Source organism: Methanothermobacter sp. KEPCO-1, from assembly GCF_008033705.1.
GTDB classification, from domain to species: domain Archaea; phylum Methanobacteriota; class Methanobacteria; order Methanobacteriales; family Methanothermobacteraceae; genus Methanothermobacter; species Methanothermobacter marburgensis.
The window spans coordinates 258,709-271,919 of the sequence record NZ_CP042937.1; the positions used below are offsets into that span (position 1 = coordinate 258,709).

The window sequence follows — 13,211 nt, forward strand, 5'->3', positions numbered from 1 at the left end:
AAATATCATCCACTGTATTCAAGTATGGTCTTCTTGATTTCACGTTTGGTTTCAGCCACCACCTCAACCCTTCCCACAGAAACACCCTCATCCTGCAGATGGGCCAGGAGCTGAGATGGGCTTATTGAGTCCTCAAAGTCTGCTAGAACACCCCCATCCTCCAGTGCAACCGTGAGGGCGCCGTAGAGTTTAAGCACCCTCTCGGCACTCTCAGGTTCAGGGGTCACAACACGGAATGTCCTTACACTGTGATGCACCTGACTGATATCGATATCCATCCTCTGGAGTGCTATGAGGACATGCTTATCAAGGGCCCTTTCAATGACCTCAAGGTCGATCCTATCCTTTTCCATGTTTATCCTCACTGCCTGGGCAATCTGTGCAAGGTCACGGGCATGCGCATAGCTTGGCTGCAGGCCCTCGCCGCCATCGGCAACTGGAGTGTACACCATCTTAATTCTTTCCACAACCTCTTCATCGTAATCCTCACCTGTGGCATCAAGGTTGCGCCTGAATACCTCCGCAACATTCTCAACAGGGGGGTTTCTGAGGAATATGTGGAGGGGCGCCCTCCTGAGGTGTGCCTCGTCCATTATGCTCACATCAAGGTTGGTTGAGAATGCGGGGATGAAGTGTGTGTGGAATATAACGGGAACCCCCCTTATGTATATGACGTCCTTCTTGTTCTCAAGGGGCACTATGAGGCGGTTGAGGATCACCTCATGGTCATCCCTCTGCCTTCCAAGGTCGTCAATGAGGAGCACTCCACCATTGGCCTTTATCAGGGGGGATGTCTCATACACACCCTTATTCATATTGTAGGTGGTCTCAAGTTCATTGAGGCTCAGTTCAGAACCTGTGAAAACGAATGGGGCGTGTATCTTTATCCAGCGGGGGTCATCCGGTTCTTCGGGACAGGGCTTGTGGAAGTCAGGGTCATATATCTGTATAACCCTCCCGCTGAACTCTATAAAGCGGGGAATCACAACGGGGGGTAGAAGGTCCGATGCCTTGCTTATGATGAAGGTTTTACCTGTTCCCGGAGCGCCATAAACAAAAAGCCCCTTCCCGATGGTGCATGACTCAACAAGACATTCCTTTGCATATGATAGGCCGACAACATCCCTGAAGGCCCTTTCAATAACCTCTGGGGGTATCTTTATTGGGAAACGGTTCCTGAGCTGTTTAGCCATCAGCTCAAAGTATCTCTCATAGGGCACAGGGGCCATTCCAATATAAGGGTTTTCCTCCATTACAAGGCGGGCCTTTTCAACCCCCCTCTTTGTCAGTGTATACTCAACACTGGAGAAGAGGAAGCTTCCGCCCACCTGGGCGCAGAAACCATCCTTCTCCATCTGGCCAAGGACATCCTCAATTATATCCAGGTGTATGCCGGTAATATCAGTTATTCGCTGGGTTTTAACCGTTCCGTATGTTAAAAGAATCTTCAGGACAAGGTCCCTCACAAAGAAGTAGGATAAACCCAGTTCCTCAAGTGTCTTTGGCTGTTTCAGCTCCTCAAAGAGTTCTACCATGTTTTCGTCGTGGTAGTAGTCATCACAGTTCATCACTCATCCCCCTATCCATGAAATCATGTCCATCCCCCCAAATAAATGTGGAGATCCTAACTAGAGAATCTCCTTAAGTTCGCTGATGTCATCGATGACCGTAACATCAAGGCCCCTCTTTTCAATGAGATCCCTCTCTTCATCTGTAAGCTCCGAGTTGACGAGTATGGCTGACATTCCCGCGTTGGTTGCCCCCAGTATGTCCTCATTGAACTTGTTCCCCACCATGATGGACCTTTCAGGTTTGCAGCCCATCCTTCTGAGGGCCTCCTCAAAGATCCTTATGTTTGGTTTCTCAAAGCCAACCTCATCTGAGGTGACGACCTCATCGAAGAAGTGGTGTATCCCGAGCCTTATCAGCTTCTCCCACTGCTTTATTGTTATACCGTTTGATATGACCCCCAGCCTGTATCCCCTGCTCTTGAGGTGTATGAGCGTTGATGTTGTATTGGGGAATGGCCGGAGAAGTGCGAATTTGACGTTGTGGTATGTTATCATTCCAAGGGCAATGAGAAGGGGTTTTTCCTCACCGAAAACCGTCTTTGTGAGTACATTGAAATGTTTATCATAGTTGGAGCCCTTCTCAGCGATTATCTCCCTCAGAAGTTTGTATGCCTCATCCTGTGTCAGGGGTAAACCCGCATCTATCATTACATTCAGGGCAGCCTTTCTTGCAAGTTTGGCAAATCCTGATGTGTCATAGAGGGTGTCATCAATATCAAAGAAAACCGCCTTCAGCATCTTCCCACCTTACTCTCTGTAATGAAACTCTATAGTTAATCAATTATAACAGTGTTGGTTTCTCTGCGGATAATATTATGATGTAAAATAATATGTAAAACTGTTCTGCCTATAACTCTGAGCGGAGGTCCAGAACATACAATAGAAATCTCAGATGAAAAAATAAAGTTCCTGTTTTCTAGAAAAAGGCATCGAGGCTGCTCTGCCTTTCGCCACATGAGAGAGAATTTATATCCTCTGTGGAGTAGCCAAGGGATGACATTATTCTTGATACCGCGGCCATGACCTGGTTTTCAATGTAATAGTCCGGGTCGTACTCCAGGCCCTCAGCATCCTCAAGTGGGAAGGCCCTCTGACTTATGGGGCCCCTTCCCTTAACTATGATGTACCTGACTATGGATCCCCGCTCAATGCGCCGCCCCTTCTCAAGGGATCGTTTTGCGGCGATGACATGTGGGCCTATCTGTTTGTACTCAGAGAGGTCCCTTGTTATCTGGGTGTGGATTGCAAGGTCATCCAGTTCCACTTCGCCGCCCCTTATGCGCCGTACAACATCCCTTATTATCTTTCTAGCCTTCTCAGGGGATCCGTCTCTTAGAATGGCCATTAAAACTTTTTGCTGGGTCTTTTTAGCTATCGGTGCCCAGTCACGCCTCACAAGTTCAAGACCCTTTGCAACAATCGTGTCATCCTCTATTAAGGCGTATCTCTTTTTTGTTACGAAGAAGCCCCTCCTGTAAAAGCCCTCAAATTCCAGCTCCATGCCCTCAGGCAGGTTGCTGTTGATGTATTCGAGGAACCTTTTCACCTGGGATAGTATCTCGGCCTCAAGGTTATCTGACATATAACACCCCATGGGTCCGGTTGAGGGGCTTTGGTGGGAAATCTATTCCTTTATAAGTACGCCGTTTATTACGCCGTCCTGTCCAGGCCTGGATGTGACCCTCACGTTTCCAAGGCTGGTTTCAACAACAGCGCCCTTTGTTATGATGTTCCTCCTCACAAAGTGGGGGTTTGCTGTGTTCTCAACAACATTCCTTATCTCTGCAACCTCAACCTTACCTGTTTCAGGGTCAACAACGTTTATCTTGGTATCTGCAGCGAGCCTGACCTTGGTGTTGCCCCCACGTGTCCTTATCATCCTGACACGCCTGTCACCGATCTTTGTCTCGGCGGGTTCCCTTCCAAGTTCGTATTTCCTCTTTCCGCGGTTCATCTTGGCTCTTCCACCGCTTGGTTTCTTCATTGATTTACCTTGCCAGATTGCCATTATTTCACCTCAATCTAAGTCTCTATCAGAATCAGTAATGCTGAGTTTAAGAAACTCAGTGACTCGGTATAGATAAATTTATCTATAGTATAGGATCCCCCATTTAAAAAGATTGTGCTTCCAGGGTATGCTATGGATCACTGAATCCATCTATCCTAACTCCTTTAAATAAAATATTGTCCTGATGGAAACCTCTGCCCTAATCAATATGTGATTACACCAATGAAAGGTTTTATACCATCAGCAAGATACCCTATAAGCAAGAGATTGTACAGGTGAATCTATGAAGATCGGCATGTCCCATGGTGCAGGCGGAGAAGTGATGCAGGACCTCATATCAAACATAATACTATCCAATATCCATAACACGAGGGTTAACGGCGGAGTTGGCCTCGAGGACCTTGACGACGGTGCAAGCATACCCCTCGGCGACTATGAGATAGTTATGAGTACCGATGGCCACACAGTCGACCCCCTCTTCTTCCCCGGCGGTGACATAGGTAAGATATCGGTCGCAGGTACAGTCAACGACATATCTGTTATGGGTGCAAGGCCCCTTGCAATTGCAAGTGCAATGATCCTCAGCGAGGGGTTCCCTGGCGAGGATCTTGAGAGGATCGTGCAGTCAATGGACGCTGTCTCCAGGGAGACCGGGGTGTCAATCGTAACAGGGGACACCAAGGTCATGGAGAGGGGTAAACTGGACAGGATGGTCATAACAACCACGGGTATAGGTGTTGTGAAACGTGGTGAGATAATAAGGGACTCAGGACTGAGGCCCGGTGATAAGATCATACTCACAGGCAGCGTGGGGGACCATGGTATGGCACTCATGGCCTTCCGTGAGGGTTTTGGATTCGACACCGACCTTGAATCGGATGTTGCCCCGGTATGGGGTATGGTTGAGGCGGCCCTTGAGGTTGGTGGTGTTACCGCAATGAAGGACCCCACAAGGGGCGGTATAGCAAATGCCCTCAACGAACTCGCAGATAAATCAGGGGTCGGGATGGTTGTTGATGAGGACATGATCCCTGTGAGGGAGGAGGTGAGGGCTGTCTCTGAGATGCTGGGCATCGACCCCTATGAGGTTGCCAATGAGGGCAAGGTCATCATGGGTGTCGACCCTGAATACGCTGAGGATGTCCTCAGAGCCGTGAGGAAGGCACCATACGGTGAAAACGCGAGGATAATAGGTGAAGCGAATCAGGACAGTCATGTGATCCTTGAAACAAGCCTTGGAGGCAGGAGGATACTTGAGGCCCCTGTTGCTGATCCTGTTCCAAGGGTATGCTGATCTGATACAGGAGGGGTGTTATGGAACTTAAGAAGAAGAGGCTCTATGCATTTTTAGTTGATTTCCTTGTGGTTACAGGGGTTATGTACCTCTTAACAGTCCTTGTTTATCCATTAGCACTTCTCCTGAACCTTTTCTCAATCTACAGGTACTGGCTCCCCCTCCTTGGCATCATAACCCTTCTGTATTTCAGCTACTTTGAGTACCATGGCGGAACAGTGGGTAAGAGGATGATGGGTCTCGCTGTAATATCAGAGGATGGTGAACTCAGGTGGCAGCAGGTTGTCATAAGGAACCTTTCAAGGATACTCTGGTTCCCCCTCATCCTGGACGTTATCCTGGGACGCCTCAGGAATCGTCTCAGGATCCTCGACGCAATTGCAGGTACACGGGTTGTCAGTGCAGCGAAGAATGTGGACGACGATGCTGAACAGGATCTATGATCCATTTGAATCTGTCTGCAGAGAAAAATGATGATGGATAAGAACCTAATCAGAGAGAGGATCTGGAAACTCCTGAAGGATAGGGGTGTAAGCAGCCGTCCCCATGGCCGCATACCAGATTTTCAGGGGTCAGTTGCAGCCGCAGAGAGGCTCTCAAGGACCATAGAATGGGAAAGAGCAGATGTTGTATTCTCATCCCCTGATTCTGCCCAGCGCCCAGTACGAAAACTGGCCCTTGATGATGGAAAGGACCTTGTAATACCCACACCGAAGATAAAGGATGGTTACCTTTTAATCTCAGGGGATGTTCCAGATGCCAAAGCCGCATCAACCATAAGGGGGGCCTACAGGTATGGTTCATTCATCAGCAGATTCCCTGAGGTTGACCTTGTTGTTGAGGGATCCGTGGCCGTTGACCTGGAGGGAAACCGCCTCGGTAAGGGGGGAGGATACGGCGACAGGGAGATATCTGAACTCAGGGATCAGGGGGCCATAGGCGAGGATACCCCCATCGCCACAACGGTGCATGAGCTGCAGATAATTGAAAGTGTCCCTGTTGAGGACCACGATGAAAGGATAAACATGATAGTGACACCCATGCGTGTGATAAGACTATTTCTCGATGAAAAAATCCCGCGAGTCATCTGAAACCAGATTACAGGTTCTTGGAATGAACTAAATCCTGAAAATTAATTCACACCAAAACCATTACTTTAAATAGTGTGGAGTTCAACATGGATATGTGCTGATTTTTAATTATCATGTGCCTGGCAGAAATTTTGGGGCTATCATGTTTCAGATCTGCCGGCTGGCAGCTGATAATTGAATAATCGATTTTTAAGAATTGAGGAAAAGATAAAAATGAAAGAATTGAAATTCAGTGAATTTGATATCTCAGGGGAGATTAACAGGGCCCTTGATGATATGGGATTTGAGGGTACAACCCCAATCCAGGCACTTACATTACCTGTTACACTTGATGGTATGGACGTTGTTGGCGAGGCCCAGACCGGGACCGGGAAAACCGCAGCCTTTGCCATACCCCTGCTTGAGAACCTTGAACCAGAGAGGGTCCCCCAGGCACTTGTGATCTGCCCGACCCGTGAACTCTGTCTGCAGGTCACCGATGAGATAAGGAGGATAGGTAAGTACCTTAATGTGAGGGTGCTTGCGGTCTATGGTGGCCAGGGTATTGGAGGTCAGATAGCCGAGCTCAGGAGGGGTGTCCATGTTATAGTCGCAACACCAGGAAGGCTCATAGACCATATCGAGAGGGGTACCGTGGACCTTGGAAGTGTATCCACGGTCGTGCTTGATGAGGCAGATGAGATGCTCAACATGGGCTTCATAGAGGACATAGAGAGGATACTATCCCACGTACCTGAAAGGAGACAGACCCTGCTGTTCTCTGCAACCATCTCAAAGCCGGTGCTAAGGATCGCAGAGAGGTATATGAGGAGCCCCCAGATTCTCCGTGTAGAGAAAAAGCACAGCCCCAGGATAGATGAATTCTATTTCAAAACCAGGGAGGAGGACAAGGTTGAGCTCCTTGACTGGATACTGACATCCAATGACATCAGAATGGGCCTCATATTCTGCAACACCAAAAGGAGGGTTCAGAGGCTCAGAAAGCAGCTTAGCCGTATGGGTTACTCTGTGGATGAAATTCACGGGGACCTATCACAGTCAAAGCGTGAACGTGTCATGGAACGCTTCAGGAAGGGAAGGTTCAACCTCCTCATTGCAACTGATGTTGCTGCACGGGGTATACATGTACCCGATGTGGAGGTCGTTGTCAACTATGATCTCCCATTCGAGAACGAGTACTATGTTCACAGGATAGGGCGTACCGGGCGTGCCGGTTCAAGTGGAAAATCCTTCACACTGGTTGTTGGAAGGGAGGTCCACAGGTTAAGGCGAATCCAGTCATTCACAGGTAAAAGGATAAAGAAGAGCAACATGCCATCCCCACAGGAGATAAGGAGGGGTTACGAGGAGGACCTTGTGGAGGTGCTCCGTAGAAACCTTAAATCCAAGAGTTACGGTGACTCCGAGCTCCTGGGAAACCTTGTGAGTGAGGGTTACAGTTTCAGGGATATCTCGCATGCCCTTCTGGATGTTCTGGAGTCCTCAAAGTAGAAGAGGCTTATTTTTATTTTATGGATAGAGGCTGATCTATCAGCCCTGTATTCCTTTAATTTTCTAGATCACATAGAGCATTTAACCTTTGATCATAGATCTCCTCATCAATGGGAGTTCTGAGACCACATCCCCATTTCGGTATTACTTTCAGATTCTTATAAGTATTCTCAGTAATAAAAGATTTTATATATTGAAGATGTTTTAACTAATCTGTGGTGATATAATGAGAAGGTTCCTTATCATTTTAGCAACTGTTGCACTGATTGCAGGTCTCTCGCATCATGCATGGGCCCACCCGGGCCATGGTTACTACATTGAGGAGCCATCGGATTCAGGTGACAGTAAATCAGATTCATCCACCACATCAGATTCATCCAGCACTTCCAATAAGCCTTCAGGTCAGAGCAGCAGCAAAGCAAGCACATCAGGTGGCCATAAAACCACCCATGAAAGTAAATTGGACTCATCATCAGATTCATCAGAAAAGTCCGGTGCTGAAAGCAGTGCCCTGCCTGAAGAGAACGTTACAGATGAAAGGGAGAATACCACAGAAACATCAGATGTTAATGTGAATAAACCAGATTACGGATTCATACCTGCACTTGCAGGACTGTGCCTGGTTTTTGGTTTAACCGCATTCAGGTTCCCACGCAACTGAATATCCAAAATAAGTGAATATACTCGATAACACTTAACGGAGGTTCAACAGTGCATATACCCGATGGAATCATACCACTGTGGCAGTCAGCAGTCTACTGGGCTGTTGCACTCGTGAACATTGGCATATTCTTCTACATATTCTCAAAGAAACCCGGAAAGGAAAAAAGGATAGCTGGAACAGGACTTTTTGCAGCGGCCGCTGCGGTTGCATCCTCCATATCTGTGCCATCACCCTTCGGTGTCCCGGTGCATTTCTTCCTGATACCCCTTGCAGCCATAATACTCGGCCCCCTCACAGCGGTTATGGTTGCTGTTCTCTGCCTCCTCGTCCAGTTCTTCATGCTTGGAATGGGGGGGATAACCAGCATGGGGGCCAATATACTGACAATGGGTATCGGCCTTGGAATCGGAACCTATGGGGTCTACAGGGTTCTAAGTGAACTTGACAGGGGCCTTGCTGTATTCTCAGCCACCTTCCTGGGCATAATGATTGCAACCGCGTTCCACATCATGATACTCCTGGCAGCGGGTGTTGCAGGTCCTGAAATGCTCATGTCAACACTCATACCCTTCTACATATTTGTGGGTGTAGTGGAGGGTGCTGCAAGCATGTTCATATTCTCATTCCTTGAGAGGATGAAACCTGAGCTCATTGCAATGGAAAAGGTCTAGGTGGTTCATATGAAGAAGTTAGCCTTTATATTAATTTTTCTTCTTATCAGCGGTGTCTCAGCCCATGGAATGGAGATAACCCCAGAGTCATTCATTGTAATAGCCGATAACTCCACAGGAAAACTTGCGCGGTCAGTGGCCGATGAGACAGGGGTCAACGTCACCGTGTACCGTTTCCAGAGCCCATCGGATGTGGAGCATGAACTGGAACACGCCCTTGGAAACCCCAACAAGAAGATACTTGCGGTTGCCTACCAGGACACCGTGCGGGCCTTCCTCCAGAGGCATCCAGAACTTGCAACCAGGGTGACGTACTGCAGTGCCGATGAGGCGTCAATCAGGGAGAAACTACTTGAACTCAACTCAGTGAATACAGAAAAGATGGGCGGCGGCTTTATGACGCCCTTCCTTTCAGGGGCACTGATAGGGGTCATAGTTGGCCTTTTGATAGGGGCCCTGTGGATGAAAAGGAAAATGGAGTAGAAATTTCCTCGGTTTCAAACTTCCTTTTTTTCTCTACAAAAAAACTACTCAATACCCCACTTCCTCTTAAATTCAAGTTTCTCCTCTGCACTCATCCAGTGGCTACCATCACAGAATGGTTTGTTCTCAGATAAACCGCACCGACAGAGGGTGACCCTGTTTCTGGTCTCATACTCCCTTCCATCGGCTGATTCTATTTTTATACCTCCCCTGACCCAGAGTGGCCCCTCACACTTCTTCTGTTTATCATGGATAACCACTATTGATTTTTCATAGTCCCTTTCATAGGGTTTCCCGGTCCTCCTGTCCCACAGGACGAGCCTCCCTGATGGGCAGATCATCGCCTCCTCAATGGCGATCTGTATGCTCTCAGCGTCACCTTTCCTGAGGAGTTCCCTTATACCCCCCGCCCTTAGGCAGAACCTTGAGTGGTCGCACAGTTCAGGAACATCGGTGAGTTCAAGGTCCCCCGCCCTGAACACGGTCGCCCTTTCAATGTAGGGCTTCCTTGATGCTGTTTCGGTACCATCAAAGCCCACCTCGGTGTGTGTTCCATCACAGTAGGGTTTGTTCTTTGATGCGCCACAGCGGCAGAGGAGGTACCTCTCCTTCAGCGGGAACTCCCTTCTCTCAACAAATTCCCTTGTGTGTCCATCCTCATCGGTTACAATTACCTCCTCATAGAGTGGTACCGAGCCCTCCACAAGGTATGGTCCGTCCTTAAGAACCCTTATCCTCATCTTTAACACCCACAAGAGAGCAGGTATCCCCATCATACATAGCAAGGCAAATATGATGAAGCAGATCCCTGTTCCCTAATCAATATATTTATCCTTGAGGGTAAAATATGTGACTCCCCCATAAAAATCAAAAAGATGGTGGTAACCCTTCAGAATCTGCCTATAAGCCTCATCGAACTCACGGTTGATGCGGCTACCCCCAGATCATCCCTTTAACTCTCAAACAATATAAGATCATTTAATAAGTGTTTCTGTGGATTGCTGTAGCAAGACCTATGAAACAGATAATACCAAATAAAAGGAAGCATATCCTTGTGCTTTCCATGAGGAGGTCATAATTTGCAGGGGATACTGAAACACTCCCCATAAGGAATGCGAAGATGAGTGTCACCGTACCCATACTGAAGGCCTGGCCGATGAGGCGCATGGAGGTCACGGTGGCAGATGCCACCCCGGCATGATCCCTCTTAACTGAACACATAATCTTTGTTGTATTTGGGGATGAGAAAAGTCCCATACCGGTTCCAAGTAGCATGAGTCCCATTATTACTGCTGTTTCAGGTGTATCAGGGCCCAGTGCTGCAAATCCCATGAGTGCCATGAAGATCAGCACCATACCCGCTGATGTCAGAATATGGGGCTTCACCATATCGGCCATCCTCCCTGCAAGGGGGGCGATCAGGGCCATCATGAGGGGTTGAACTATAAGTATAAGTCCACTGGCAGATGGGCTGAGTCCCCTGACGTACTGGAGGTGGTAGCTGAGAAGCAGGGAAACCGCAAATGTTGATGTGAATACCACGAGGGCTTCAAGGGATGAAAAGGAAAATCTTCTGTTTTTAAATAACTCAACATTAAAGAGGGGGTTCCTTGCCTGCGTTTCTGTCTTGATGAAGAGAGAAAACGCCAGGAAACTTAGAACAAGGAGCAGAAGCCCCCTTATACTTGCAAGTGTTGAGAATCCCTGAATGAAGAGAAAAAGTGATGTGCAGTAGGTGAGTGACCCCTCCAGATCAAACTTTTTGCTTCCACCAGCCATCCACTCGTCATCAATTCTGGATAGCGAGATGAGTATAACAAGGATTCCCACTGGAACCGTGAATAAGAATATGGACTCCCATCCCATGATCTCTGCCAGAAAACCTCCCAGGATGGGACCGGCAAACAGTCCCATATCTATTGCCGCGGTATTCACACCTATGGCCCTGCCACGCTCAGATGCCGGAAACACCATTGATATTAGGGAAAGCCTTGTTACCAGTACCATGGAGGCCCCGATTCCCTGAAATGCCCTGAAAAGGATGATTGAAGCTGCATCAGGTGCCAGTGCACAGAGGACCGATGCTGTGATGAATATGATATTACCTGAAATGAAGAGCCTCTTTATCCCGTATATTTCAGATAACCTTCCAAATGGCAGTAGAAAGACGTTTGCAGTTAAAAGAAATGCCATTATAACCCATGTCTGCTGGGAGGGTCCCATATTAAGGCTCTCGCCCATAAGGGGGAGGGCCACATTGATTGATGAACCCATGAATGGTGCAAGGAATGATGAGAGGGTCACTGCGCATAGCACATAAACCTTCAGATGATCATCTTTCAAAAATTTCCCCCCTCAATAAAAATTAAATAAAAAATAGTTTAAATAATTTTCTAAAAAAATGAAAAAAGTGTAGATTAAATCACTTTTTGTGAAAAGTTTAGGGGTCTGCTCATCAGCCGTCATTCCTGTGGGCTGTTGCAGCAAAAACCCCTATGAAACATAGGACCCCGAATACAAGGAAGCATATCCTTGTGCTCTCTATGAGGAGGTCATAATTTGCAGGGGATATTGGAACCCTCCCTATCAGGAATGCAAAGATGAGTGTCACTATACCTATGCTGAAGGCCTGGCCGATGAGGCGCATGGAGCTCACTGTGGCAGATGCAATACCGTAGTCCCTCCTCTCAACGGAACCCATGATTGCATTGGTGTTGGGGGATGAGAAAAACCCGAAACCAAGGCCAAGGACAAGAAGGGATGTCACTATCATAAATAGGGGCGTGCCCCTATCAAGGATGCTGAGGCTCAGGAGCGCGGCTGCATTTATTGCCATCCCTATACCTGCAAGTATCTGGGGGTTGAACCTGTCAGAGGCCCTTCCTGCCAGGGGGGCCACGAAGGCCATGACGATGGGCTGCGTGACGAGTATGAGTCCGCTGGAGCCAGGGTCCAGTCCCTTAATGTACTGAAGGTGGTAACTCAGAAGCAGGGAAACTGCAAAGGTTGCGCTGTAGTTTATCAGGGCTGCAAGACTTGAGAAACTGAATCTGAGATTTTTGAAGAGCCTCACATTGAAAACAGGGCTATCTGATGATAGTTCAATTTTAAGGAATATCCCGAACGCCAGGATACTCAGAACTATCATAAGCGCCCCTGCAACCTCAGGAAGGGCGGAGAATCCATACATTAAAAGAAACAGGAAAATACAGTAGGAGATTGAACCGGGAACATCGAAACTTTCCCCTGAGGCATCAGCCCATTCCCCCTCAACCTTAAGGAGGCACACAGCAAGAACAATGAGTGTTACCGGGACCGTGACAAGGAATATGCTCTGCCAGCCCAGGAAATGTGTGAGAAAACCCCCGAGAACCGGGCCCATCGAAAGGCCAATGTAAACTGCGGCTGTGTTTATACCTATGGCCTTACCCCTCTCCATTGGAGGAAATACGCGGGTGAGCATTGCAAGGCCTGTGACGAATATCATGGCTGATCCCACACCCTGGATAGCCCTGAATACTATGAGGGCAGGGGCAGATGGTGAGAATGCTGATAGGACCGATGAGACAGTGAATATCAGGTTTCCATAGATAAAAATCCTCTTCATGCCGTATATCTCAGAAATCCTCCCAAATGGTACGGCAAAGATTGCCGCTGCAAGGAGAAATGCCGTTGGAATCCATGTCTGCAGTATTGCGTCTATCCCGAAGTGAAGTGCTATCACAGGGAGTGCAACGTTGATGGATGACCCCATGAATGGCGTTAAAAAGGATGATAGTGTTGCGGCTATGAGAACATAGACCCTGAGTGACCTGTTGGTGTACTCATTCAAGTTATTCCCTCCAGAAAAAATCTGTTATTACTCTATGGGTTGCCAGGTTTAAATAGGTTTCATAAAAGAAAAAATGGAAAAATTTAAAAAATGAAAATCAGGGAAG

At 47.9% G+C, this 13,211-nt stretch carries 14 protein-coding genes; 7 read left to right on the forward strand and 7 right to left on the reverse strand.

Annotated elements, in window-relative coordinates; genetic code table 11:
• Nucleotides 1-5 precede the first annotated feature (5 nt).
• The 4 genes from FVF72_RS01250 to FVF72_RS01265 all read right to left on the reverse strand — a co-directional run bounded on the left by FVF72_RS01250 (nt 6) and on the right by FVF72_RS01265 (nt 3,579).
• The gene (locus FVF72_RS01250; protein ID WP_147670994.1) at nt 6-1,568 is read right to left on the reverse strand and encodes a YifB family Mg chelatase-like AAA ATPase; all 1,563 of its coding nucleotides are present in this window, start codon (nt 1,566-1,568) and stop codon (nt 6-8) included.
• A gap of 60 nt (nt 1,569-1,628) precedes the next feature.
• Entirely contained in the window at nt 1,629-2,309 is a 681-nt protein-coding gene (locus FVF72_RS01255) for a TIGR02253 family HAD-type hydrolase (RefSeq protein WP_013295477.1), read from the reverse strand.
• Nucleotides 2,310-2,487: 178 nt separating this feature from the next.
• Complete coding sequence (polB2, locus tag FVF72_RS01260) at nt 2,488-3,153, reverse strand: DNA polymerase PolB subunit 2 (protein ID WP_048175077.1); 666 nt, start codon at nt 3,151-3,153, stop codon at nt 2,488-2,490.
• Between the two features lie 42 nt (nt 3,154-3,195).
• Complete coding sequence (locus FVF72_RS01265) at nt 3,196-3,579, reverse strand: 30S ribosomal protein S8e (protein WP_013295475.1); 384 nt, start codon at nt 3,577-3,579, stop codon at nt 3,196-3,198.
• Nucleotides 3,580-3,862: 283 nt separating this feature from the next.
• Between FVF72_RS01265 and hypE the strand changes: the two genes are divergently transcribed.
• From hypE to FVF72_RS01300, 7 genes are all read left to right on the forward strand, one after another.
• Nucleotides 3,863-4,873 carry a hydrogenase expression/formation protein HypE gene (gene hypE, locus FVF72_RS01270; protein WP_013295474.1) on the forward strand — a complete coding sequence of 337 codons (1,011 nt, stop codon included), beginning with the start codon at nt 3,863-3,865 and terminating at the stop codon, nt 4,871-4,873.
• A gap of 20 nt (nt 4,874-4,893) precedes the next feature.
• Entirely contained in the window at nt 4,894-5,316 is a 423-nt protein-coding gene (locus tag FVF72_RS01275) for an RDD family protein (RefSeq protein ID WP_048175074.1), read from the forward strand.
• A 33-nt stretch (nt 5,317-5,349) separates the two neighbouring features.
• Complete coding sequence (locus FVF72_RS01280; protein WP_231855310.1) at nt 5,350-5,964, forward strand: 5-formyltetrahydrofolate cyclo-ligase; 615 nt, start codon at nt 5,350-5,352, stop codon at nt 5,962-5,964.
• A gap of 213 nt (nt 5,965-6,177) precedes the next feature.
• Entirely contained in the window at nt 6,178-7,455 is a 1,278-nt protein-coding gene (locus FVF72_RS01285; protein ID WP_052457267.1) for a DEAD/DEAH box helicase, read from the forward strand.
• Nucleotides 7,456-7,681: 226 nt separating this feature from the next.
• Nucleotides 7,682-8,116, forward strand: a complete 435-nt coding sequence (locus FVF72_RS01290; RefSeq protein WP_147670995.1) for a hypothetical protein — start codon at nt 7,682-7,684, stop codon at nt 8,114-8,116.
• Between the two features lie 50 nt (nt 8,117-8,166).
• Nucleotides 8,167-8,790 carry an energy-coupling factor ABC transporter permease gene (locus tag FVF72_RS01295; RefSeq protein ID WP_147670996.1) on the forward strand — a complete coding sequence of 208 codons (624 nt, stop codon included), beginning with the start codon at nt 8,167-8,169 and terminating at the stop codon, nt 8,788-8,790.
• A 9-nt stretch (nt 8,791-8,799) separates the two neighbouring features.
• Complete coding sequence (locus tag FVF72_RS01300) at nt 8,800-9,273, forward strand: hypothetical protein (protein WP_187239652.1); 474 nt, start codon at nt 8,800-8,802, stop codon at nt 9,271-9,273.
• A 44-nt stretch (nt 9,274-9,317) separates the two neighbouring features.
• Here FVF72_RS01300 and FVF72_RS01305 read toward each other — a convergent pair whose 3' ends face one another.
• The 3 genes from FVF72_RS01305 to FVF72_RS01315 form a co-directional block, all read right to left on the reverse strand.
• The gene (locus FVF72_RS01305; RefSeq protein ID WP_231855309.1) at nt 9,318-10,013 is read right to left on the reverse strand and encodes a CDGSH iron-sulfur domain-containing protein; all 696 of its coding nucleotides are present in this window, start codon (nt 10,011-10,013) and stop codon (nt 9,318-9,320) included.
• A 238-nt stretch (nt 10,014-10,251) separates the two neighbouring features.
• Entirely contained in the window at nt 10,252-11,616 is a 1,365-nt protein-coding gene (locus FVF72_RS01310) for an MFS transporter (protein ID WP_048175060.1), read from the reverse strand.
• A 112-nt stretch (nt 11,617-11,728) separates the two neighbouring features.
• Nucleotides 11,729-13,105, reverse strand: a complete 1,377-nt coding sequence (locus FVF72_RS01315) for an MFS transporter (RefSeq protein ID WP_048175057.1) — start codon at nt 13,103-13,105, stop codon at nt 11,729-11,731.
• Between the last annotated feature and the right edge of the window lie 106 nt (nt 13,106-13,211).

Bases quoted from the DNA above. Each gene is read 5' to 3' on its own strand.
- FVF72_RS01280 (WP_231855310.1), top strand. From the start codon at position 5,350: ATGGATAAGAACCTAATCAGAGAGAGGATCTGGAAACTCCTGAAGGAT.
- FVF72_RS01275 (WP_048175074.1), top strand. From the start codon at position 4,894: ATGGAACTTAAGAAGAAGAGGCTCTATGCATTTTTAGTTGATTTCCTT.
- FVF72_RS01285 (WP_052457267.1), top strand. From the start codon at position 6,178: ATGAAAGAATTGAAATTCAGTGAATTTGATATCTCAGGGGAGATTAAC.
- hypE (WP_013295474.1), top strand. From the start codon at position 3,863: ATGAAGATCGGCATGTCCCATGGTGCAGGCGGAGAAGTGATGCAGGAC.
- FVF72_RS01250 (WP_147670994.1), bottom strand. From the start codon at position 1,568: ATGAACTGTGATGACTACTACCACGACGAAAACATGGTAGAACTCTTT.
- FVF72_RS01305 (WP_231855309.1), bottom strand. From the start codon at position 10,013: ATGAGGATAAGGGTTCTTAAGGACGGACCATACCTTGTGGAGGGCTCG.
- FVF72_RS01265 (WP_013295475.1), bottom strand. From the start codon at position 3,579: ATGGCAATCTGGCAAGGTAAATCAATGAAGAAACCAAGCGGTGGAAGA.
- FVF72_RS01255 (WP_013295477.1), bottom strand. From the start codon at position 2,309: ATGCTGAAGGCGGTTTTCTTTGATATTGATGACACCCTCTATGACACA.
- polB2 (WP_048175077.1), bottom strand. From the start codon at position 3,153: ATGTCAGATAACCTTGAGGCCGAGATACTATCCCAGGTGAAAAGGTTC.
- FVF72_RS01300 (WP_187239652.1), top strand. From the start codon at position 8,800: ATGAAGAAGTTAGCCTTTATATTAATTTTTCTTCTTATCAGCGGTGTC.
- FVF72_RS01290 (WP_147670995.1), top strand. From the start codon at position 7,682: ATGAGAAGGTTCCTTATCATTTTAGCAACTGTTGCACTGATTGCAGGT.